Raw genomic sequence first — 22,721 nt, 5'->3', positions numbered from 1 at the left:
CGGCGCTATGGACAAACACACCGGTCTGCCCGTCGTGGGCATGGTGGGCGGCGGCCAGCTCGCCCGGATGACGCACCAGGCGGCGATCTCCCTGGGCCAGTCCCTGCGCGTGCTCGCGGCGAGCGAAAACGAAGCCGCGGGGCTCGTCGCGGGCGACGTCACCCTGGGACACCACACCGACCTCGACGCGCTGCGGAAGTTCGCGGCCTCGGTCGACGTGCTCACGTTCGACCACGAGCACGTGCCGGGTGAGCACCTGCTGACGCTGGCGATGGAGGGCCATGTCATCCGGCCGGCGGCGAGCGCGCTCGGCTTCGCGCAGAACAAGCTGGTGATGCGCGAGATGATGGCCGGGCTCGGCGTGCCCGGGCCCGCCTTCGCCGAGGTGTCCACTGTGGACGACGTGCTCGCGTTCGGCGGCGAGCACGGCTGGCCGGTCGTGCTCAAGGCGTCGACCGGGGGCTACGACGGCCGCGGCGTCTGGATGCTGGACACCGCGCAGCACGCCCGCGAGACCGTGCCGGAGCTGCTCGAAGCGGGCACGGCCCTGCTGGTCGAGGAGAAGGTGGCGATGCGGCGGGAGCTGTCCGCGCTCGTCGCCCGCTCGCCCTTCGGCCAGGGCGCGGCGTACCCGGTGGTCGAGACGGTGCAGACCGGCGGCATCAACACCGAGGTCCTCGCCCCGGCGCCGGGGCTGAGCGACGAGCGGGTGCACGAAGCCCAGGACCTGGCGCTGCGGATCGCGTCGACACTCGACGTCACCGGGCTGCTCGCGGTCGAGCTGTTCGAGACGGACACCGGGCTCCTGGTGAACGAGCTGGCGATGCGTCCGCACAACTCCGGGCACTGGACCATGGACGGCGCGCGCACGTCGCAGTTCGAGCAGCACCTGCGGGCGGTGCTCGACTATCCGCTGGGCCGGACCGACCTGGTCGCGCCCGCGTGCGTGATGGCGAACGTGCTGGGCGCGTCCGAGCTGCCCGAGATGGGCCCGGACGAGCGGCTGCACCACCTCTTCGCGCGGTACCCGGAGGTCCGGGTGCACCTCTACGGCAAGCAGGAGCGGCCGGGGCGCAAGCTCGGGCACGTCAACTTCACCGGCGAGCGCATGGACGACCTGCGCAACCGGGCGCTGCTGTCGGCGCACTGGCTGTCCCACGCCGTCTGGCTCGACGGCTACGAAATCCACTAGGAGATCAGGTATGGCGCCGCAGGTGGGCGTGATCATGGGCAGCGACTCGGACTGGCCGGTGCTGGAGGCGGCCGGTGCGGCGCTGGACGAGTTCGGCGTCGAGTACGAGGTCGGCGTCTACTCGGCGCACCGCACGCCGCAGCGCATGCTGGACTACGCGACTTCGGCGGCGTCGCGCGGTCTGAAGGCGATCATCGCGGGCGCGGGCGGCGCGGCCCACCTCCCGGGCATGGTGGCCTCCGCGACGGTGCTGCCGGTGATCGGCGTCCCGGTCCCGCTGAAGTACCTCGACGGCATGGACTCGCTGCTGTCGATCGTCCAGATGCCGGCGGGCGTCCCGGTGGCCACGGTCTCGGTCGGCGGCGCGCGCAACGCGGGCCTCCTGGCGGTCCGCATCCTGGCGGCGTCCGACGAGGGCCTGCGCGCGAAGATGGCGCGCTTCCAGCAGGACCTGGAGAAGCTGGTCCTGGACAAGGACGCGGCCCTGCGCGAGAAGACCGGCCACTAGCTCGCTCAGCCGAGCTTGCCGATCAGCTGCTGCCGCAGTTCGCGCTTGAGCACCTTCCCGGCGGCGGACACCGGGATCTGTTCGACCACGTGGATTTCCCGCAACCGCTTGTAGGGCAGCACTTTCTCGTTGACGGCGGCCATCAGCTCGTCGGCGTCCAGCTCTCCCCGGGGCACCACGAAGGCCACCGGCAGCTCGCCGACCTCGGTGTCGGGGCGGCCGACGACCGCGGCCGCCGCGACGCCGGGCATCGTGATGAGCAGCTCCTCCAGCTCGCGCGGGAAGACGTTGTACCCCTTGTACAGCAGCATGTCCTTCTTGCGGTCCACGATGGACAGATAGCCGTCGGTGTCGAGGACGCCGATGTCGCCGGTGTGCAGCCAGCCGTTCGCCAGGGCGGCCGCCGTCTCCTCGGGGCGGTTGCGGTAGCCGAGCATGATCTGCGGCCCGCGCAGGCACACCTCGCCGCGCTCGCCCGCGGGGAGCGGGTCCTCGCCGCCCTCGGCCGGGACGATCTTGACCTCGGTGTCGAAGATCGGCACGCCCACCGACCCGACCTTCCGGGTGCCCGAGCGGTAGGTCGGCGAGATCACCGCGCCCATCGTCGCCTCGGTGAGCCCGTAGCCCTCGGTGACCACCACGCCCGGGAAGCGCTCGCGCAGCGCGTTGATCATCGCGTGGTTCATCGGTGCCGCGCCCGAGCCGATCGCCTTCACCGACGACAGGTCGGCGGTGTGGAACGACGGCGTCGCGAGCAGTGCGGCGAACAGCGCCGGAGCTCCGCCCATACCGGTGACGCGTAACCGTTCGGCGTCGGCGACGTACGCCGCCGGGTCGAAGCGCGAGTGGAGGACGACGGTGGTGCCGGCGATCACGAGCGCGTTCATCCCGCCGATGATGCCCATGGCGTGGAACCACGGCGTCAGGTTGATCGCGACACCGGTGCCCAGGCGGGACGGCCACTCGTCCTCGCCGCCGATCTGGTCGAGGGTGACGTCGCCGTGCGCGTCCAGGGCCGGCACCGACCCGGTGCCCCAGCAGGCGTGCTGGAGGGTGTTGACGACGACGTTGCGGTGCGAGAGCCGCACACCCTTCGAGCGGCCGGTGGTGCCGCCGGTGTAGGCGAGGTGCGCGAGGTCGTCGTGGATCGCGATGTCGACCTCCGGCCGCGTCTCCGGCTGCCCGGCGTGGAACGCCTCGAACTCGGCAGCGCCCTCGGGCAGGTCGCCGGCGGGGTCGGCGACGACGGTCAGCCGTGCCGGGATCCGGCCGGCGACGCTCGCGAGCGCGCCCGCGACCGGGCCGTACGTCACGACGGCGGTGGCCTCGCAGTCGGCGAGCTGGAAGGCGAGGTCGTCCGGCGGGAGCAGCGGGTTCGCCGGGCTGAAGGTGGCCCCGGCCAGCAGCGTGCCGTAGTAGGCGACCGGGAAGGCCAGGCAGTTCGGCAGGTGCAGCGCCACGACGTCGCCGCGACCGATGCCGCGCTCGCGCAGGGCGTTGGCGAACCGGCACGCGGCGCGGTAGGTCTCGGTGAAGGTGAGGCTGCGGCCGTCGTGGGCGAAGGCGGTCCGGTCGCCCCAGCGCGCGGCACCCGCCGCCAGGATCGAACCGGCCGGGACTTCCGGGTAGTCGAGGGAGGCGGGGAGACCGGGCGGCGTCGTCGGCGCGGTGATCGGCATCACCCGACCATACGAATTCTGCGGTCAACGCCACAAGGACGTCGTAGGTGAACGAGCGCTAACATCGATCGAACCCCTCCCGACGTTGCAGAGAAGGTGACCGGAAGTGACCGACGGCCTGTACCAGCTTGCCGAGGAGCACGAGGAGCTGCGGGCCGCGGTCCGGGCTCTGGCCGAGAAGGAGATCGCGCCGTACGCGGCCGAGGTCGACGAGAACGAGCGCTACCCGATCGAGGCGTACAACGCGCTGGTCAAGTCCGGTTTCAACGCCGTCCACATCGGCGAGGAGTACGACGGCCAGGGCGCGGACGCCGTGGGCGCGTGCATCGTGATCGAAGAGGTCGCGCGCGTCGACGCGTCGGCGTCGCTGATCCCGGCCGTGAACAAGCTCGGCACCCAGCCGATCATCCTGTCGGCCTCGGAGGGCCTGAAGAAGCTGGTGCTCCCGTCGATCGCGTCGGGGGAGGCTTCGGCGTCGTACGCGCTGTCGGAGCGCGAGGCGGGCTCGGACACGGCGTCGATGCGCACGCGCGCCCGGCTGGACGGTGACCACTGGGTGCTGAACGGCACCAAGTGCTGGATCACCAACGCGGGTGAATCTTCGTGGTACACGGTGATGGCCGTGACCGACCCGGACGCGGAGAAGAAGGCCAACGGCATCTCGGCGTTCGTGGTCCACAAGGACGACCCGGGCTTCTCGGTGGGCCCGAAGGAGAAGAAGCTCGGCATCAAGGGCTCCCCGACGCGCGAGATCTACTTCGAGAACTGCACGATCCCCGAGAACCGCATCATCGGCGAGCCGGGCACGGGCCTGAAGACGGCGCTGCGCACACTGGACCACACCCGCCCGACGATCGGCGCGCAGGCGCTGGGCATCGCGCAGGGCGCGCTGGACGCGGCGGTGGCGTACGTGAAGGACCGCAAGCAGTTCGGCAAGGCGATCGCGGAGTTCCAGGGCGTCCAGTTCATGCTGGCGGACATGGGAACCAAGATCGAAGCGGCCCGCCACCTGGTGTACGCCTCAGCGGCGGCTTCGGAGCGCGGGGACAAGCGCGCGGGCTTCATGGCCTCGGCGGCGAAGGCGTACGCGTCGGACATCGCGATGGAGGTCACGACGGACGCGGTCCAGCTCTTCGGCGGCGCCGGCTACACGCGCGACTTCCCGGTGGAGCGCATGATGCGCGACGCGAAGATCACCCAGATCTACGAGGGCACCAACCAGATCCAGAAAGTCGTCATGGCTCGCGCCCTGCTCAAGGGCTAGGTTGATCTTGATTCGGTAGTTCGGGCGGCCCTGGTGGTCCATGATCAGGCCGCCTCCAGGCCGTCATCGGCACCAGGCCGCCCGAACACCGCGTCAACCCCTGCATCTCATGAGTGGAACGTCGAGTCGTGGGTCGAGCTAGTCGAGGCTTCGATGTTTCAGCTATTGGCTAAGTAGTGTTCGTACAGCAGTGCCTCGATCACCTGGTCATTAACCATTTGACAGAGATTAAGTACGCGGTTGATGGTCTTTGATAGGTCGTCCGCACTGATAGGCTGAGGCCCACCGTGGGCAATTCTATGTCGTCTACCGCACAATACCTCGTCGATAAAGTTTTCTTTGGTGGCGTAGTAATCGAGGTAGTCTAGTGAGCATATAGACAGCATGCTGCGAAACTTTTTGGACGTCAGATTGCCGGTCTTCAGCAGGCTTTCAGGTGTTAAGGTGAACTTCTCGGTTGTGTGCCCGCGGACCGACTCCACAAGCTCGATCGCGAGAGAGAACGGATTCTCTGCTGCGCTGACATTGATCCGGGTTGAAAGCATGGCTGCTCGCAATCCGCCCCTGAGATCTCCCACCACTCTCTGTTGCTGGCAAACCTCGGCAATATAATTTGTAAGCGCCAGCTTTACGAAGCCCTCCCAATGTGCGTAGGCCATTACGTGTCCGGCTCGACGCAGTGTGGCAGCCTTGTTGCCGGCTGACGACTGGGCTGACAGATTGATATCCGACAGTTCGCGTCGACGCAGGGCTAGCTCGCCGTCTAATTTGTCGGCTACTAATTCCAATCTTGTTACCACTATTGGACGCCTTAGGGGGCGAAGAGGCTGCGGCCGGCAGGTATCGTTCGTCGAAGTCGCTCGTCGGGGCTCTTGCCGGTGGCGAATCCGCGTCCAAAGCTTCCGTCTTCCCAGATCTTCTTGACTCGGTTCTCTAGGTCGAGGGTCTCTTGGTTAGTAATGTAGTGGTCTATGTGATAGGCCAAGCCCAAGCCGACGATCTCAAAGGCGGTATTTGAGAACGACCCTTGAAAACGGCCCTTACTGGGGTTGAACGTTCTGAAGCTGTTGTCGCCTAGTGATTCACTCAGCAGGTCAAAGGTGGTCTTGAATCGTTCTTCTTCCACTGAGTAGTCGATGCCATCTTCGGCAATCTTAACCGATTTATCGTTCAAGTAGTCCCCAAGTGCTCCGATTCTCCTGATGTCATCCTCTGGAATGGAGCGGAAAGCGAGGTAGCGTAGAACCAATTCAAGATCGTACTGCTCGTCCTTGAGTCGATCGGTCAGGGACGTCGTTTCCACGAAGGATTCGTGCTTGCTCAACCTTTCGATCCATCGATAGAAGGTTCTATCCGTTGCAATTACCATGCAGCTTCGGAGCTCTTGAGGACTAAGAAGTGTGCCAAAGCCATTAAGGCGCTGAAATAGGTCGTATTTGGCCCCGGGAGAGGAGTCCCTCTTGATGATCTTTAGGTCCACCTTGGCGCGCCTGATGTCAAGCCTTTGTGCCTGATCGAGCGACTTGTCTGGGTCGGCGTCTTCCCAAACCTTTCCATCAAGTTGAGGAAGGTATCTCGTTGGCCGAAGGGTCAACTTCGGTAATGGTTGCCGGTCCTCATCTACAAGTAGGCCTTGTAGTTGAAGAATTGTCGATATTCGTTGCACGCCGTCCACGACGTCCCAAGTGCCGTCGGTATTTTGTGCGACAAATATAGACGGTAGGGGAATGCCAAGAAGAATACTCTCTATCAGCTTACTTTTCTGTTCGTCGGTCCACCGGTACACTCGCTGGAACTCAGGGTGGACGTCCAGTTCGCCATCGCGATAGAGATTTGTTAGTTCGCCCAGTGACATGCTATAGGCGTCGGTAGATATTTCCCGCCGCCGCGAGGCGATTGCTTCATTTAGATTCTCGTCCACCCTGCTCCTTTGCTTTGGTCGGGGCGTGCAGCCGCGTGGCCACAGTATAGGCATGCCGTTAGATTCTTGGCAGCTGCTACTTGATCGAGTCAGGTGGTCGACTGATCGGTGATTGCTGCAGGTAGGTTGACCAATTGGCGCTGATCTAGGCGGAGAGCTCGATGTTCGCATCCCGCTGTGCCCCATCGCGTCGCCCGAACACCGCGTCAATGGCCTGCCGAGCCCGCTGGTGGCTCGACGGCACCAGGTGCGTGTACGTCCGCAGCGTGAAGCCCGCATCGGCATGCCCCAGGTACTCAGCCAGCTCCTTGATAGAGACCGCGCGGGACAGCAACGTCGAGGCGTAGAAGTGCCTCAAAGCGTGCATGCCGTCGGCCCGGCCACGGTGGGTGATCTCCGCCTCCCTGAACGCGCCCTGCCAGACGACCTTGGTGAAAAGGTCGCCGGTGTACAGGCGGCCGGCCTCGCCCGTGACGAGCAGTCGGACCGTGACCCGCTCGCCGTCGGGCTTCTTCCACGGGAGCGTGACGGCAGTCGCCGGGAACCGGTCGTCGTGGTCGTCGATCTCGGTCAGCAGGGCAGGGGAGAGCGGCACCGTCCGCGTCTTGCCGCCCTTCGGCGGAGCGAACATCATCACGCCCTTGACGGTCTTGATCTGCCGCTGAACGCGGACCACCATCTCGTCCCGGTCGACGTCGTCCGGCGAGAAGCCCAGAATCTCGCCCTGACGCAGCCCAAGCCCGGACCCGAGCGGGACGACGACGCGGAACCGCTCAGCGAGCCCGGCCTGCACCTCGTGCACCCGCTCTTCCGGCCACACCACGACCTGCGGACTGCTGCCCACCGGCCGCCGAACGGTCTTCGCCTGGCAGGGGTTCTCCCGGATCAACTTGTCGTCGATCGCCGAGTCCAGGACGCCGGTCACGATGGTGAACAGCACGACCTGATAGTTGGCAGCGAGCCGCTTCTCTTCCATCACGCCGAGCCAGTCACGAATGGTCGACGGCTTGATCTGCCCGAACTTCAGGTGCCCGAAGACCGGGTAGATCTGGCTTTCGAGTCGGCTACGCAGAATCTCGCGCGTTGCCGGGTCGGGTGACTGCGCCTTGAGCCAGTTCTCAGCCTGTTGCCGAAACGTCTTGGACGACGAGCGCGGGTCAATGTACTTGTCCTCGCGCTTGTCCGACTCCACACCGACAAGGAAGTCTTCCGCACGCTTCTTTTGCTTGTCAGGGAACGACTTTGAGCGCTCCTCGCCGTCCGGGTCGAGGTAGCGCACCTTGTACCGCAGGCCGACGCCGTACAGCTCAGTCTTTTCGAGCACTGGCTTTCCCCGTCCGTTCAGGAGAACCTTCCCAGTCTCCTTGTCACGGGCGGGGCGGTACCAGCGATCTTGGATGTGTCCCATCAGGCTGCCGCCTCCCCGTTGACCCAGGCTTGGACCTTGGCCGGGTCGTAGCGGAGATGACGGCCGATCTTCCGGACCGGCGGACCCTCGCCGCGCCACTTCCACTGGTAGAGCGTCTTGACCGGGACGCCAAGGTAGGCGGACACGTCGTCAACCGACCAAAGCCGGTCCATGTTGTTGATGTTCATCTGTTCCCCCTGGTTAGGCCGCGAGCAGAGTTGCCGAAGTTTCCGGACCGTCCCCTGGTGGTCCGGCGGCGGCGAGTAGCGCCCGGTCGTACTCGGCCTTCCACGTGATCCGCTCCGCGATGGCGCGCATGACCAGGTATGGCCGGGGTGGGACCTGCGGGTCTCCGGGCTCGACCTTGCGCCAGACCAGCCGGGCCGGGTCCGGTTGTGGCTTCTCGATCCCGATCGCCGCCAATGCCTGCGCAACGAACGCCTTCCGGTCGGCCTTGTGATCGTCGATGGTCTTGCCCGACCACTTGCGCGAGACCAGCACCCGACGCCCCGGCAGCCCGAGCGTGGCCCGCCGGTGCGCCCGTCCCTTGCAGTGCCCCGGGGTGGTCTTGCTGCCCGCGCCCTTGGGTTGGACCCCGTAGAGCAGCCAGACCGCACAGCGCGGCGAGCACGGCGTGACCGACAGCTCGGCGTGCAGCCGGTCGTGGTGATCCCGCAGCCGCGCCGTGTCCGCCTCGACCACCTCACCGGTGGACTTGGTCAGGTACTTCGTGAGGTAGCCGATGTGGCGGCCGGCCTCTTCGGTGCCGCCGAGGATGCCCTTCGAGTGCACTTGCCGCCCGAAGGTCACCACGTGCGCCGGGTCCTCGACCTGGTCCACCGCGTCATCCCAGATGGTCAGCGGCTCACGGGTGTCCGGGTCGAGGAACGCGCGGGTGTCCGGGTCCCAGACCGGCAGCCGGTCGGTGTAGACGATCTCGTCGTGGTTGGGCCACCAGACCTGGTGATAGGTGGCCTCCGTGACCTGGCGGATCACCTCGTGCGGGATCGCGCCACGGATCGCCGCGTGCAGGTGCGGAGCGGTCCGCTTCTGCGGCTCGACGGTGGCGAAGTACTGCGCGTCCCAGCCCACGACCCGGCGCAGGTTCTGCCACCACCGATCCACCAACGCGGAGAAGTGCACGGCATCCCGGGCCGCCCGCCGGTAGTCATATCGACTCGGATCGACCGGTGCCCCATCACGGACCGGGCCGTAGGTGTCGCAGGTCAGCGTGACGAACATTGACGGCCGGAACTTCCCCGCGAACTCGCGCCCCACGGTGGTCTTGGCGACCTTCCGCCGGGGCAGGTTCGGCGCGTCCTGCCGACGACGAGTTGACCGCTTCACCGCCCGTTTGGTCGGGACGTCGAGCGCGGGCAGCCGGCCGCGCATCCCGAGTTGCCGAAGTTCCGCGTCGACCCCGGCGATCTCCTCCCGCAGCTCTTCGGCTTCGACCTGGTCGTGCTCGACCACCTCTCGGTAGGCCGCGACGAGGTCGGCGCGGTAGGTCAGCAGCTCCTTGTGGTCCTCCGAGGGCGGTTCCGGGGTGAGGTTGGGTTCTTCGGTCAGGTGCCAGCCCTCACGGCACTGGGCCTGCCGCAGCGCCTTGGCCTTCCGCGCACACGGCAGGCACACCGATTCCACGGTGGAGCCGCACGGCACCGGGACGTAGCGGAGTTCGCCGGTCTCGGTGTCGCCGACCTCCATGGTGAACGGGCGGACGCAGACGCCGTGCTTCTCCGCCGTCGCCCGGATCACGTCCGCGGCCAGCGGTGTCCGCATCCGTTCAGCCCGCGTCCCGGCCGGCTGGGTCTGTTGCTGGTCGGTCATTAGGCGCCACCTCCCCGGTGCGGGTCCATTGGCGGAGCTGGAACACGGGTATGTCCTGCCGTTGTCCGGCGGGCAGGTCCGGGAACACGGCCGGGTCGAAGTGGACGCCGCTGTAGACGTGCACGGGGATGCCGCACGGGGTCCGGCCGGTGACCGACAGGTGCACCGAGTGACTGCCCGGGGTGCGCCAGAGCGAGGCCGCCACGTCGTCGAGGGTGTTCGCCCAGCTCAGCAAGGCCCCGGCGATGTCGGGGAGCTGATGGGCGTCGAGCTGGACTGTCAGCGGGTCCGACCAGGTCCGCACGGTGAGCGTGGCAACGGGCGGGAGCTGGTGCAGGTCGAGGTGGTCTCGGATGGTGTCGAGGAAGACCATCAGCCGGTTCACGCGGCCACCCCCTCGCCGCCGAGCGCGGGCCGAGCCGTGCCGCCGTTGGTGACGTAGTGCTCCAGCGCCTTGACCGTCTCGTCGGACACCCACCCGGCGCGGATGCGTAGGGGTTCGCGGATGCCCTCGCCCCAAACGAACCCCACCCCGGCCTCGGAGTCGCCGATGCGGTTGGCCCACGCACCGCGTTCGTAGGCGCCGTCGCCGAGGACCATGCCGACGTGCGTCTTCGACGTCACCCGTAGACACACGCGCCGGGTGAACAGCTCCCGGACCGGGACAGTGTCCTTGGTCGGCTCCTGCACATAGCCACGCACCGAGATGTTCAGCGCCCGGCCCTGGGTGTTGAGCAGGGCGACGCGTTCGACGATCTGTTCGCGGGTCTTGCGATCCGTGTACTTGGTCAGAGCGCCGATCTCGTCGAACTCCAGCAGCTCCAACGGGTACTCGGTGGACAGCGGGATGGTGCGGACCCGCCCGGCGAACTCGCGCTTGCGAGATTCCATCTCCTCGACCAGGCCGTCGAGCACCTCGAGCGCGTCCTTCCCCGACACGGCATACCGGGCAAAGATTCCGCGACCGTAGGCGAGCTCCATCCCCTTCGGGTCAATCCCGGACATGCGCACTAGGCCCGAGCGGATCGCCGGGGCCGCCGCGACCAGCGGGCACCACATCACCGAGTTCTTGCCCGCGCCGGAGGCACCGGCGGTCAGGCAGTGCGCGCCGGAGCCGAGCAGCGGGACGCGCCAGTCGTGCCCGTACTCGGTGCGACCGGCCCACACGCGCCGGAGGTCGACCGCGGATTGCCCTTCGGGAAGGGCCGGGGCCTGCACGAGGGGCGCCAGCTGGTCTCGGCGCTGGAAGTCGACGGAGACCACGTTCGGAGCCAGCTCCCGCACCTGACACCGCGCGACCTTCCGCGCCGAGGCCAGCGCACGGGCCGCGTCGTCGAAGTCCTCGGGCTTCTGGCCCGGCACGAGCCGAACCCGGACCTCATCCCACGACGGGCCGGAGCGGACGCCGAGGACCTTGGGCACCTGCACCCCGGACTGCCGAGCCGTCGCCCGAGACGCCTTCCGGCGACCCACCAGGTTCACAGTCACCTCGACCGGCAGCGCGGCGTCGCGGACGCTGAGGCCGCAGGCGTGCAGCCAGCCGGGGAGCTTGAGGTGATAGACCGCCCAGCGCAGCCACCACGACCGCAACGGCCGGCCGCACCACTGATCGAACGAGGTCACGTCGAGCAGCCGCCACACGCCGAGGATCAGCGCCAGGCCGCCGAGATTGACCACCAGCCAGACCCAGCCGACGCAGACGCACCACAGGTAGACCGCGATCACGGTCAACGAGGTGCGCCAGTGGATCACGACCTGTGAGAACAGCCAGAACACGACCTTGCAGGCCCACCACAGGGCGAAGAACACGACTGCTATGGCGGCCAGAGCTTCAGCCATCGACGCCAGCGCGCGTCCGATCTTGGCCAGCACCCACACGCCGAGGCCGAGCCCGGCCAGGGCGATCACCAGCATTCCGGGAGAGGTCATCGCCGACCACCACCCAGCACCGCCGACAGATCCAGCGGCAACACGCCCAGACACCGGGCGCACTTGGTCTCACCCGGCAGCAGCCGAGCGAACCGCTTGCATTCCACGCAGCGCATCCGGGTGACCCCGGTTGACTGGCGTCGGTTGTCATCATTTATCGTCTGCATTGTTCACTTCTCCAGTGGACAGACGCAGAACCGGCGAAAAGGTTGGTAGCCACGAACCGGTTCTGCGTTCTAATGGTCAATCTGCAATGCGTAAGGACGTGTTTGTTCGTCGCACGTCCCTCGTGCGAAAATTGTCGATATTCGGTTCTTGTGGTAGTTAGTCCTGCGTAGCCTCGCCCTCCTTGCCGTAACCCGATTTCCACTCCGGCTTTTGCGTCAGCTTCTCGACTTGCCGTCTTTCGTAACCGGCCCAGTACAGCGCCTCCCAGCGGTGGCGCTGGTCCACTTCGGAGACTCGCTGGTACATCGCAGCGTTCGCCCGATGAAACTCGACCCAGACCGACAGACCAGCGTCCCGCTCAGGCCGGAGAACGAACACCGCTTCCCGCGCGTCAGCCAGCGTCGCCGCCTCGCGATACGACTTGGCCACCGTGTCCGCGCCCATCAGGCCCGACCGGATGCGCCACGCGCGCGGCCACCAGCGCCGCCAGGTCGTCCACCCCGTCGCGGAGCCGGAGAAGGAACGCCACGCAGGCCGGCCACTTGTCCACGTCCCCTGGCAGCACCAGAGACACCACCGACATCGCCCCGGTCACGACCAGCATCGGCGGACTCGCCGGATGCGGCCCGGTCTCCTCCAGCGTCACCGGGTCCGAAGGCTCGACCGTCCACGTCACGCCGAACCCGTCGACTCGAAGCCCCATCGCCCTCTGCCTTACTCGCCCAATCCTGTGCCAGTTCCGCGAACCCTTCGGCCGCCGACTCCAACGCCGCAACGCACCACCACGGCAGCCCGCGCGACTTCGCCAATTCGTGCCATGCCCGTGACACCCGCTGCGCCGCATTCGACGTGTTCAGCGACGCCCCGGGCGACAGGACCCGTGTCGCGTGCTGCCATGCCGCCATGTAGTCGCCGTACGCCTGCTCCCACGCCCGGACCAGCTCTTGAAACGTCCTGGCGTCGCGAACCGGCCCGGACGTGTTCGCCCCGCTCACGCCGCCTTCGCCGCCCCTTCGCCACCCGACGCCGACCGCGTGCCCTTCGTGCCCGAGCCACTGGCCGCCGCCTTGAACCCGGTCGCCCGGAAGACGTAGGACTGGTACTTGAACTCGCCCTGCCCGGCGACCTTCGGCTCAGCCGTCAGCCCCTCCAGCTCGATCGGCCGCATCCCCGGCAACACCTCCGACGTCGCCGGGACCGGCTGGACGTCCGCCAGCAACGTGATCTCGAAAGACGCGCGCTTCGCCTTCGTCTCGTCCGGGTCGGTGACCGTCACCTTCCACTGCCGTTTCCCAGTCACCTCGTCCACCCGCTGCCGAGCCGGACGACCGGCCGTCCTGTCCTCACGGGACTGATATTCGTTGTCCGGCGAGACCTCGCCGACCATGACCAAACCCTGAGCGAAGGCGTCGTCGAACTCGATCGGGAAACGGAAACCCTTGTAAATAGCCATTTTTAGCCCCTGCTGTGTCTGTTGTGGATTCTGAAATCAGTCGCGCTCACCTGGCGCGGCGTCGTCGACCGCGCTGGACCACTGCTGTTCGAGGGAAGAGGAATACGACCGGGTACGGTTCTGGACCTCGCACCAGTCACCGAACTCATTCGCGGCAACGGCCAGACTGCGCGCGAACCGCGCCGTGTCCATCAGTCCGCCGATGCGGGCGGGCACTTGGATGATGAACGAAGCCTCTTCGCTGCCCGCTACGAGTTGGCGAACACCCGGTGATGGTGAAACCACCGCCGCGCCGTAGCCGACGAGGGGCTGAATCACCACGTGAATGCCCATCTGCACTCCCGATGTCTCGGTCTCGGCGTGCCCGGTCGGGCGCGCTGGAACCAGGAGACACCCGGTTACGTGGATTACCCCGGACAAACTGTCCGGGTAGGTGCGACAGGGGACTAGCGCGGGGAGGAGACGGCCGTATTCACGGCGTCGAGCACCGCTGACCAGGGCAGTTCTCGCCCCGGTGCACTCCGTGGCTCGTGCAGCGGCCAGACGTCGTCACCGTAGACGAGGTGCACGCCCGCGCGTCGCAGCGCCTCAATGTGCATGTCCCAGGACGGGTGACGAGCGTGCGCGGCGTTTACGCGAGGGAAGACGACCACGGGCAGGTTCCGGGTCCCGATTGCCTCGTTGACCTGCGTGAGCGCCTGGTTGTCGGCAATACCGAGGGCGAGCTTGGCCACCATGTTCGCTGAAGCCGGAGCCACCAGATAGACATCCGGCGCCGGGTGCGGGCTGGTGCCGCTAGGCGAGCGCGGCTCGACCCGCACCGGGTAGCCGGTGACCTCTTCAAGCTCGGCGAGCCCGCCGGACTCGGCCAGCCAGCGGCCGGCGGTCGGAGTCAAGGTCACCGCGACGGTCCAGCCGTCCTGCTGGGCGGGCTTGATCAGCCGGGGCACCAGGTCTTCGACGCCGCCAGCGCCCGAGCCGACCAGACCGAGAACACGCGAGCCCATCCGGCTACCTCACCGCGCCGCAGCGTTCAGCTAGCGCGAGCAGCAGCGACGACTTCTTGCCGCCCGTCGCCGGGGCACGCCGGTACATCGACCGCACGACTTCGCGGACCAGCGTGCTGTGTCGAACGATCGTCGGCGCCTTCTGCTCCGCCTCCAGGAGGGTTTGAAGAGCCTCTTCGTCCTTCGCGACCAGGCTCAGAGCCCGCGCGAAGTCAATCAGGTGCGTTACCTGTCGCTCGACCGGTAGGTGATCGACGTTGATCCGGGGCGCGGACTCGATCACCTGCGAGATGTCGCCCAGGTCGAGCGCAGCCGAGAGCCGGTGCAACTCGACGTTCGCCGGGCCGAACCCGGTCTGCCAGTAGTTAGCGTCCACCCCGAGCTGATCAGCCGCGCGGCCCGCGTGCGACAGCAGCTCGTTCGCCGTCGAGCGGTCCTGGTGCCGGGCCGCAGCCACAGCAGTCCGCAGGTAGAGCATCCCGTAGAGACTCAGCGCCGCCGGATCACCGGCCGCCATCCTCGGGAGCAACCACTTCGCGGCCACGTCGCCCAGCTCAAGGGCGTCATCGAACCGGCCGACGGCTAGGAGTGCGTGCGTACCCGAACGGGCGGCCGAGGCCAGGACCAGCGGGTCATCCGCTTCGTCTGCCGCTTGCATGGCACGTTCGGCAGCGATCCAAGCGAGGTCGGCCTCACCGACCTTGCTAAGCGTCGTCGCGGCTAGGTGGTGCACTCGCGCGGACACCGCTGCACACACCCGCCGGTACGTCGCGTCATCCGCTGACGCCGTCTCCATCTCCTGAGTGGTCTTGATCAGCCCAGGGAGAGCCGTCACCACGCGGCCGAGGTCGCCCTTTTGGTAGCTCGACCAGGCACCTTCCACCAGCTGAGCCACCGGCGCCGGATCGATGTACTCCGGCGACATCGACGAAGAGAACAGCGTCCGGGACAGCCGCCGAGGGGCCATCAGCGCGTCACGGATAGCCGGCACGTCGTCGTTCTCGTCCTGGTCCTCCAGGAGGACGGGTTCGCCGAGGAGATCGCCCAGCGTGACACGCAAACCCCGCGCGACGTCCGCGAGCACGTCCAGCCTGCGGATATCGCGCTCGCCTCGCTCGATCTTGCTCAACCAGTCCTCAGACCGGCCCACCAGGTCAGCCAGCACCGCCTGCGACAAGCCGCGTCGCCGCCGGTAGAAGGCAATACGCTCCCCGATGCTGAGCTGATCACCCGCACCACGCATGCCCCCAGGCTACAGGTCCGGAGACGACGTAACTGCGCCGAACTCGGGATCGGTTCTGAGCTTCTAGGCTGCCAGGCCTTCGGTTGCCTCAAGGACGCTTTTACCACACCTGAGTAGCTTTACAGGGTATCGCTTTCCTTTGAAGTTCACGTGCACCTTTGCAAGTCTTCGCATTTGCATCGTTGAAAGTCGATTGTGGACCAGCACTGGGACAAATGGAGTCGGGTTGCATTCGTCGGTCAGCTCGTTTAGTAGGTTAGCGCCGCCTTGAAGTTGTTCTTTTACGTGTTCCACGCTTGCGCCACCGCCCTTGAGTTCCAGGGCCACGGCGATCATTCCTGCGATGTCTCGATCCCAGAGCAGAGATAAATCGCAGAGGCGTTTATCATTGTCGTGATTCTTTTGGAACTTTGATCCGGAGATGCATATCCACCTCTCGTTCGGTCCCGGAAGACTCACGGAGCACTTACCTTCGGTGAATCTAGTCACCGTGCAGCACTTCTGGTGTGAACTCGCCTTAGGTGAGAATCTAGTTCTCCGCATTGAGCCGCCTATCAAGTTCGACATTCTGGTTGTAGAGTTGCTCTGAAACGGAATCAAATCCGATATCAGGTACTCCTGTGCGGTTGTCTAATTCCTGGCGAGCAACGAGGGTGCCACGCTCTGATGGGTCAAACAAATATGCGCTTACCTCAGAAGCGTGGATCGTGACCTTTGAGTCGAGACTTAGTGACTCTGCGCCCTTTTCGGAGAGGCTCCCGGCGACGATTGAGTTGTTGAGCTGCTGCAGGAAGAATTCGCTATGCGTGGTGATTAGCACCTTGAGTCCAGAATTTACCAATCTGACAAGAATCTGGGCAAGTACTACTTGGGTCTGTGGGTGAAGGTGGGCTTCCGGCTCTTCAATTATTAGTAGGTCTTGCTCGCGGAGTACTCTTTTGAGATAAACGACCACGGGTGCGAGTTCCGAGACCATTGAGGAAGTTCTGGTTAGCGGATAGTCGCCGGTATTGGTGTGGAACATTATCTCTGGACTGCTATTCACTGTTTCGACTAGGTGAACGCTGCCGCGAAGGACCTCCTCTTCGAGACGTCTTGCGATTGGGTAAAACGGGCTGCGATAGCTTGAATCGATCTCTATTAGTTCGCTGAGAAAGTCGGTTACGACTCCGCTCATTGCCGGAATACGCATGTCTTCAATGCCGGCATAGGATGCCCGTCTCACAAGTGACCCGGATATGACCTTATGTGAGTGCATTAGGCCTGATCGAGCCGCAGGTAAGTACTTCGTGTGGTTCGGAACCTCTCTGAAGAGGGCGGTCTGTACGTCAGCCATAATGTCGCGAATGAGGGGGCCGCCACCAAGCCATGACTCAAGGTTGGCGCGGGCTCGCTTGCTCCATCTCCTCCTTGTCATCAGCGGCCAAAGGTCTCGTATGTTTGGTGTTTTTAAGTGAATATCTGGGCCGGATGCTTTAAACTTGACTCGGATCGCCCAATTTGGCTGCTTGCTTTCGATCAATAACGAACCCGGAACATGTTGCGTCTTGCTCATCCGGCGAAGATCCGGTACGGGGGCGCCGAAGACGCGTTCGATGTACTCGATAAGGGTAAAGGAGTATTCGGAAAGCATGACCCATGTCATTCTCTCGAATAGCTCGCCAAATTCGTCGGGTGCATCGTCGATGTTGATCGTGTTATCGATGGTTTCCGCTAAAAAAGAAGCAACTGATAAAATGACCTCGTCGCCAATGAGTCGTGTCATTCTCCTGGCGCGGGCAGGTTGAGAGACGGCAAGGGGGGTCCTGATGGGCGCGAGGACGGCATACAGTGCTGATGCAGTGAAGGATTTTCCTGAATTGTTAGGTCCAACGAATATTGTTAACGGGCTGATTTGAATTTCTGCTGAGTTGACTGGCCCAAGGTTCTTGATCGTTAGCTTCACGTCTCTCCTGCCTGCCGCCGGTTTACGACGCACGTAACCTAGACCAGGAGTCGGGTTAGTCAAGTCGGTTGCCGAATTTGGCTCTATGGGATCAAGACGCCGCCGTCGGCGGCGCGCACGTCACCACCCGCACGGCGGGCCTGCCCGAGTGCGACACGGACGGCCTGCCGCTCCGCTCCGGCCGCCGGTCGCCGGGCAGCCCGCCGAGAGGCCGGCTGCGCACGCGCGCCGCCGATCGCGGATTGAGCCGATGAGCCGCATAGGGCTAAGAACGTTGCCGAGTCGATCAGCGTTACGCCCGAGGCCCACTCGAAAGCGGTGGCCGCTCCCTCGCAGGCGATCGTTTAACACCGGCTCGCCGCCATCAAGGGCGCCTACGGCGTCGCTGCGCGATGAGCTCCGCTCACCCTTGACACCGACGACCCGGCGCTAAGCGCGGCAGGGGCGAGGAAGACGGGGACGGACAGCCACCGCGCTGCCTGCCTCGCCGACGCCGACCAGCCGGAGGAGTGCCGAGATGAAGCAGCCGAGCCGCCGACGCAGCCCCAATCAGGGCGCACTGTGGAGCCGCTTCCAGCTCGCCGACTGGCAAGCGCGAGCAGTTGGACGCGGCAAAACCCCGAGCGTCGCCAGGCCGTCTGCAGGCCGTCGGAGGTCGGGGAAGGCCAAGATCCACCGAGAACTACCGAGATGGATCGCCGCAGCTCAGAGGCTGTTTTCGGGCATGATCGCCAGGGCGGCCCGGACCGGCCGCAAGATCACCCAGATCTACGAGGGCACCAACCAGATCCAGAAGGTCGTCATGGCCCGCGCCCTGCTCAAGGGCTGAACCCGGCTTCGATCGACGCCCCCGGTACGCACCGTGCCGGGGGCGTCAGCGTTTCTGCGCTCGGTAGCGCTTCAGGAGCGCGGTGATCTTCGCCGCGCTCTTCGCGCCATTGAGCTCGGCGAGGAGGTCGTCCGGGCACAGCTCGTAGTGGTCGCCCCACCAGTGGCGGCCCTTGGTGTCCCAGATCCGGTAGCCGCCCGGGACTCCTCTCGCCACGTACCGACGCCTCGCCATGGGCCGGAGCAAACAGCGCCGCGGGTGTGCCGTCAACGCTTTTGTCGCGGCCGTGGCGCAGGTCGCTCCCTGAATTTCGCCACATGAGACATAACCCACCGACAGGCCGGATTCCGCCTTCCGCGGTGTCACTCTCGAAGCATGTACTGGCCGGTTCCGGCGTCCTGGACGCCCCACGACGAAGCCGAGCTGGTCGCCGGCTGGCGGCTGTGGCTCGAGCTGTCCGATCGCGCCTGGCCGACCGCCGCCTGGGATGGGACTCCGGCCGGTGCCGTTGCCCAGCTGCGGGAGCTGCTTGCCGCGTGCGACGAGATCGAGACCTCCTACCGTGCGGCCGTCGCCGAGCCGTCGGCCGGGTTGCTGCGGCTGATGCAGGGGCTCGTCGTCACCGCGGGCTCGGCGATCTCGCTGTGGTTCGACGACTTCGCCCCGCTCGACGGCGAACGCGCCGCGCTGCTGCACGACGACCTCGCGCGGTTCGCCGAGCAGGCCGAGCAGGTGCTGACGCTGCTCGCCGCCAGCGGTGGCTGGACCGGGCTCGACGAGGTGCGCCGCCGTCCCGCGTGAGCGGCCCGTAGCCGTCCCGTCGCGCCCGTGTGCCCGGATGCTCCCATCGCCTCAGTCACGTTGGGCCGCTCAGCCCAGCCGATCACGGGCCGGACTGGGTACCCAGACGGTATGAACCGGACAGAGGCCACCGCCGAAAGAGGCGAGAAGAGCAACACCGCGCAATACCTCGGGCGCGCCGGCATGGCCTGCTGGGGCGTCGTGCACCTCATCGTCGCGTACCTCGCCCTCCGCGTCGCCCTCGGTGGCGAGCAGGGGCGCGAAGCCGACCAGAAGGGTGCGCTGCAGGAGATCGGGCAGGAGTCCTTCGGCAAGGTGGTCCTCTGGGTGCTGGCGGTCGGCCTGGTCATGTTCGGGCTGTGGCAGTTCCTGATGGCCGCCACCGGGTACGAGTGGGTCAGCGGCGGCAAGCGGACGCGCAAGCGGATCGGCGCCGCCGCCCGCGGGGTCGTCGTGCTCGGGCTCGGCTACACCGCCGTCCGGCTCGCCACCGGCAGCGGCGGGGGCGGTGGCGGTTCCCAGAAGCAGCAGGAGTTCACCGCGAAGGTCCTCCAGCTGCCCGCCGGGCCGTTCCTGGTCGTCTGCGTGGCCATCGGGGTCGCGATCGTCGCCGGGGCCGCGGCCGTGAAGGGCGTCAAGCAGAGCTTCCTCCAGGACCTCGACATCGGCGAGCTGCCCGGCCGCTCCCGCCGCTGGGTCGGCTGGCTGGGCTCGACCGGGTACCTCGCCAAGGCCGTCGTCTTCGCCGTGGTCGCGATCCTGCTGGCGTACGCGGGGTTGAGCTCCGACGCCCGCAAGGCCGGCGGGCTGGACACCGCCCTCAAGACGCTCGCCGCCCAGCCCTACGGCGGTGTCCTGCTCACCGTCGTCGCCCTCGGGCTCGCCGCGTTCGGTGTCTACGCCTTCGCCGCCGCCTGGGCGCACAAGCGCTAACGCCGGGCCACCTGCGCGAGGTACTCCTTGCGGTCCAAGGGGTTCTCCCCGGTCCGCGGCCGCGACGGCGGTGGCCCGGGGCAGGGCCGGTACTCCTGGAACTCGCTGAGGAAGACGCCTTCGCCCTGGCTGAGCGCGGGCAGGGCCTGCTCGAACTCGTGGACGTGCTCCGCCGGGATGGTGCCGCCCCGCAACGTCCACGCCGTCGCCCCGGCCACCGGTTCGCCGGGGACCGCGCGCAGGTCCGCCAGCTTGAGCAGCACCGCGCTGACGGCGTCCGCCGGGATCTCCAGCTCGAAGCGGTGCACCGGCTCGTACACCCGCGTGCCGGCCTCGCGCAGCGCCGCCATCAGCACCAGCGGCGTCAGGTGACGGAAGTCGGCCGCGACGCTGTTGGGGCTGTAGAACGCCGTGTGCGTCAGCGTGACGGCGCAGTCCAGCACCTCCCAGCCGTGCAACCCCTGCTCCAGCGTGGTGCGGACCGTCTCCTCGATCGCCCGGTGGAACGCCAGGGGCAGCGACCCCAGCTCGACCGACAGACCGAACGTGACACCGGACCCCGGCGGACCCGGCTCGACCCGCAGCCCGACCGTGGCGAAGAAGTACAGCCGCTGCCCGGGATCCAGATCTTCGAACGCGGCGCCGGTGCCCACCGGCTTCTCGACGTACAACGGGCGCGTCCGCTCGAAGGTGACGTCGATCCCGGCGCCCTCGGCCAGCATCGAGCGCAGCACTTCCTTCTGCACTTCGCCGTACAGCCGGACCGAGACGTCGTGGCCGCGGCGGCGCACGTCGATCAACGGGTCCTCTTCGGACAGTCGCGTCAGCGCCGTGAACAGCGCGGCGGCCTGCCCGGGCCGGACCGGCCGCACCACCGTCTCGAGGCTCGGGGGCGCGAACCCGCTGTCGCGGGCGGTACCGGGCGAACCGAGCCGGTCGCCGATGCGGACCTCCCGCAGGCCGCGCACCCGGGCGACGTCGCCCGCGAGCGCGACGCCGTCCCCGGCGACCTCGACCGCCGAGACACGGCCGGTGAACTCGGTCCGGCCGCGGTGGTAGGTGATCCGCTGCCGGGGTGACAGCGAGCCGGAGTGCAGCCGGGCGTAGGCGATCTTCTCCCCGGTACGGCCGCGGTCGATCTTGAACACCGTCGCGGCCAGTGGCCCGTCCCCGGTGCGCTCGGTGGCCGGGAGCAGCTCGGCCATCGCCGTGACCAGGTCGGCGACGCCGTCGCCGGTGATCGCCGAGCCGGACAGCACCGGGTGCAGCTCGCCCCGGGCGACCTGCCGGGCCAGCTCGGCGCGGCGGACGGCGTCGTCGGCGCGGTCCTCGACGTAGGCCTCCAGGAAGGTGTCGTCGCCGTCGGCCAGCAGCTCGGCCAGCTCGTCGGGCGGCGTCGCGTGCAGCGCGAACGCCCGTGGTGCCAGCTTCGCGCGGATGTCGCCGAGCTGGTCGCGGGCGCCCATCCGGTCGACCTTGTTGACGAAGACCAGCGTCGGGATGGCGAGGCGGCGCAGCGTGCGCATCAGCACCCGGGTCTGGGCCTGGACGCCCTCGACGGCGGACACCACCAGCACGGCGCCGTCGAGCACGCGCAGCGCGCGCTCGACCTCGGCGATGAAGTCCGAGTGGCCCGGGGTGTCGATCAGGGTGACGCGGGTGTCGCCGGTCACGAACGAGACCACCGCGGACCGGATGGTGATGCCGCGACGGCGTTCGAGCTCGAGGGAGTCGGTCTGGGTGTCGCCGCGGTCGACGCTGCCGAGGCGCGTGATGGCGCCCGCCTCGAAGAGCAGGCGCTCGGTCAAGCTGGTCTTACCGGCGTCGACGTGCGCCAAAATGCCGATGTTGAGGGTCTTCACGAGTGGAGGAGGTCCTTTGTGATGCGGGTGACAGGCCGGGCAGGACGGTCTGTCGGCGCATCGGGATCTCCTCACGGTCGTGGACGCAGGTCAGGGCGACGATAACGCCCGCGGAGGGGGTCGTGAAACCGGTTTTTGTTCCCTGTCGGTTTCCTGTCGATCACCCTCCGGAGCTTCGGGCGCGGGTGCCCGGTGCCCTACTTTGGGTCGGGCCAGTTGAAATTTCACCTACCGGGGAGCTGAAACCGGATGTTCGGACGATTCAAGGACGTGGCCCTGTTGCTGGGGAGGATCGGCGTCGCGGTCGTCTTCCTCGCACACGGGCTCCAGAAGTGGAACAACGGCGTCGCCGGCACGGCGAAGTTCTTCGAAATGACGGGCATCCCGCTGCCCACGGCCGCCGCCATCTTCGCGATGACCGTCGAAATCCTCGGCTCCATCGCGTTCATCGTCGGCTTCCTGCTGCCGCTGGTCGGCATCGGCTACGTCGTGATCTCGGTCGGCGCGCTGCTCTCGGTGCACATCGACAACGGCCTGACCGGCCAGGGCGGCTACGAACTCGTCCTGGTGCTCGCGCTCGCGGGCCTCGCGCTCGGCTTCAACGGCGGCCGGCTCTCGCTCGACCACCTGCTCTGGGGTCGCAAGCGCGCCCGTCGCGACGCCGACGTCGGCGAACTCCAGAACGCCTGACCCGCAAGTCCGTGAAGGCCTCCTTACCGGCTCTTATGGCCGGGAAGGAGGCCTTCACG

At 66.7% G+C, this 22,721-nt stretch carries 23 protein-coding genes; 6 read left to right on the top strand and 17 right to left on the bottom strand.

From position 1 onward, the window contains the following. The first annotated feature begins 7 nt into the window (after window positions 1-7). Entirely contained in the window at window positions 8-1,192 is a 1,185-nt protein-coding gene (locus tag AB0G28_RS31380) for a 5-(carboxyamino)imidazole ribonucleotide synthase (RefSeq protein ID WP_361097120.1), read from the top strand. Window positions 1,193-1,202: 10 nt separating this feature from the next. Further along, a complete protein-coding gene (gene purE / locus AB0G28_RS31375; RefSeq protein WP_020643502.1) occupies window positions 1,203-1,700 on the top strand; it encodes a 5-(carboxyamino)imidazole ribonucleotide mutase in 498 nt (165 codons plus the stop codon). Window positions 1,701-1,705: 5 nt separating this feature from the next. Here the strand turns inward: purE and AB0G28_RS31370 are convergent, their stop codons facing one another. Beyond that, complete coding sequence (locus AB0G28_RS31370) at window positions 1,706-3,379, bottom strand: AMP-binding protein (RefSeq protein WP_361097115.1); 1,674 nt, start codon at window positions 3,377-3,379, stop codon at window positions 1,706-1,708. Between the two features lie 106 nt (window positions 3,380-3,485). Between AB0G28_RS31370 and AB0G28_RS31365 the strand changes: the two genes are divergently transcribed. Next, a complete protein-coding gene (locus AB0G28_RS31365) occupies window positions 3,486-4,643 on the top strand; it encodes an acyl-CoA dehydrogenase family protein (protein ID WP_361097112.1) in 1,158 nt (385 codons plus the stop codon). 158 nt (window positions 4,644-4,801) lie between these two features. Here AB0G28_RS31365 and AB0G28_RS31360 read toward each other — a convergent pair whose 3' ends face one another. The 15 genes from AB0G28_RS31360 to AB0G28_RS31290 all read right to left on the bottom strand — a co-directional run bounded on the left by AB0G28_RS31360 (window position 4,802) and on the right by AB0G28_RS31290 (window position 18,610). Further along, a complete protein-coding gene (locus AB0G28_RS31360) occupies window positions 4,802-5,443 on the bottom strand; it encodes an MAE_28990/MAE_18760 family HEPN-like nuclease (RefSeq protein ID WP_361097109.1) in 642 nt (213 codons plus the stop codon). 11 nt (window positions 5,444-5,454) lie between these two features. Beyond that, window positions 5,455-6,564, bottom strand: coding sequence for a DUF262 domain-containing protein (locus AB0G28_RS31355; RefSeq protein WP_361097106.1), 1,110 nt, complete (start codon window positions 6,562-6,564; stop codon window positions 5,455-5,457). A gap of 145 nt (window positions 6,565-6,709) precedes the next feature. Beyond that, on the bottom strand, window positions 6,710-7,888 hold the full coding sequence (locus tag AB0G28_RS31350; protein ID WP_361097103.1) for a site-specific integrase: 1,179 nt from the start codon (window positions 7,886-7,888) through the stop codon (window positions 6,710-6,712). 83 nt (window positions 7,889-7,971) lie between these two features. Beyond that, a complete protein-coding gene (locus tag AB0G28_RS31345) occupies window positions 7,972-8,160 on the bottom strand; it encodes a helix-turn-helix domain-containing protein (RefSeq protein ID WP_361097100.1) in 189 nt (62 codons plus the stop codon). Between the two features lie 13 nt (window positions 8,161-8,173). Further along, window positions 8,174-9,802, bottom strand: a complete 1,629-nt coding sequence (locus AB0G28_RS31340) for a replication initiator (protein WP_361097097.1) — start codon at window positions 9,800-9,802, stop codon at window positions 8,174-8,176. After that, entirely contained in the window at window positions 9,759-10,187 is a 429-nt protein-coding gene (locus tag AB0G28_RS31335; protein WP_361097094.1) for a hypothetical protein, read from the bottom strand. Before AB0G28_RS31335 ends, AB0G28_RS31340 begins: the two co-directional genes overlap by 44 nt. Then, window positions 10,184-11,731, bottom strand: a complete 1,548-nt coding sequence (locus AB0G28_RS31330) for an FtsK/SpoIIIE domain-containing protein (protein WP_361097091.1) — start codon at window positions 11,729-11,731, stop codon at window positions 10,184-10,186. The genes AB0G28_RS31335 and AB0G28_RS31330 overlap by 4 nt, the downstream gene beginning before the upstream one ends. 324 nt (window positions 11,732-12,055) lie before the next feature. Further along, on the bottom strand, window positions 12,056-12,343 hold the full coding sequence (locus AB0G28_RS31325; RefSeq protein ID WP_361097088.1) for an AMED_5909 family protein: 288 nt from the start codon (window positions 12,341-12,343) through the stop codon (window positions 12,056-12,058). Window positions 12,344-12,890: 547 nt separating this feature from the next. Next, entirely contained in the window at window positions 12,891-13,352 is a 462-nt protein-coding gene (locus AB0G28_RS31320; RefSeq protein ID WP_361097086.1) for a hypothetical protein, read from the bottom strand. Between the two features lie 36 nt (window positions 13,353-13,388). Next, window positions 13,389-13,685: a hypothetical protein gene (locus AB0G28_RS31315; RefSeq protein WP_361097083.1), complete on the bottom strand. Its 297-nt coding sequence runs from the start codon at window positions 13,683-13,685 to the stop codon at window positions 13,389-13,391. Between the two features lie 113 nt (window positions 13,686-13,798). Further along, window positions 13,799-14,359, bottom strand: a complete 561-nt coding sequence (locus AB0G28_RS31310) for a flavoprotein (protein WP_361097080.1) — start codon at window positions 14,357-14,359, stop codon at window positions 13,799-13,801. Window positions 14,360-14,363: 4 nt separating this feature from the next. Next, window positions 14,364-15,602 carry a helix-turn-helix domain-containing protein gene (locus AB0G28_RS31305; RefSeq protein WP_361097077.1) on the bottom strand — a complete coding sequence of 413 codons (1,239 nt, stop codon included), beginning with the start codon at window positions 15,600-15,602 and terminating at the stop codon, window positions 14,364-14,366. Between the two features lie 63 nt (window positions 15,603-15,665). Continuing rightward, window positions 15,666-16,091, bottom strand: a complete 426-nt coding sequence (locus AB0G28_RS31300; protein WP_361097074.1) for a hypothetical protein — start codon at window positions 16,089-16,091, stop codon at window positions 15,666-15,668. A gap of 40 nt (window positions 16,092-16,131) precedes the next feature. After that, window positions 16,132-17,547: an AAA family ATPase gene (locus tag AB0G28_RS31295; RefSeq protein ID WP_361097071.1), complete on the bottom strand. Its 1,416-nt coding sequence runs from the start codon at window positions 17,545-17,547 to the stop codon at window positions 16,132-16,134. Between the two features lie 874 nt (window positions 17,548-18,421). Then, the gene (locus AB0G28_RS31290; protein WP_361097068.1) at window positions 18,422-18,610 is read right to left on the bottom strand and encodes a hypothetical protein; all 189 of its coding nucleotides are present in this window, start codon (window positions 18,608-18,610) and stop codon (window positions 18,422-18,424) included. A gap of 141 nt (window positions 18,611-18,751) precedes the next feature. Here AB0G28_RS31290 and AB0G28_RS31285 point away from each other — a divergent pair, with 141 nt between their 5' ends. Together AB0G28_RS31285 and AB0G28_RS31280 are read left to right on the top strand one after the other, a co-directional pair. Beyond that, window positions 18,752-19,177, top strand: coding sequence for a hypothetical protein (locus tag AB0G28_RS31285; protein WP_361097065.1), 426 nt, complete (start codon window positions 18,752-18,754; stop codon window positions 19,175-19,177). Between the two features lie 111 nt (window positions 19,178-19,288). Further along, window positions 19,289-20,110 carry a DUF1206 domain-containing protein gene (locus AB0G28_RS31280; protein ID WP_361097062.1) on the top strand — a complete coding sequence of 274 codons (822 nt, stop codon included), beginning with the start codon at window positions 19,289-19,291 and terminating at the stop codon, window positions 20,108-20,110. On the opposite strand, the gene AB0G28_RS31275 is transcribed toward AB0G28_RS31280, so the two are convergent. After that, complete coding sequence (locus tag AB0G28_RS31275; protein ID WP_361097059.1) at window positions 20,107-21,972, bottom strand: translation factor GTPase family protein; 1,866 nt, start codon at window positions 21,970-21,972, stop codon at window positions 20,107-20,109. The genes AB0G28_RS31280 and AB0G28_RS31275 overlap by 4 nt on opposite strands. A gap of 249 nt (window positions 21,973-22,221) precedes the next feature. On the opposite strand from AB0G28_RS31275, the gene AB0G28_RS31270 reads away from it, so the two are divergent. Next, window positions 22,222-22,662 (top strand): DoxX family protein, encoded by a 441-nt coding sequence (locus AB0G28_RS31270; RefSeq protein WP_361097056.1) that lies wholly within the window; start codon window positions 22,222-22,224, stop codon window positions 22,660-22,662. Window positions 22,663-22,721: the final 59 nt, after the last annotated feature.

This window comes from Amycolatopsis sp. NPDC021455 (assembly GCF_040640995.1).
Classification (GTDB): Bacteria; Actinomycetota; Actinomycetes; order Mycobacteriales; family Pseudonocardiaceae; genus Amycolatopsis.
The sequence above is the reverse complement of the archived record's forward strand: the minus strand, read 5'-3'. Positions and strand labels throughout refer to the sequence as shown.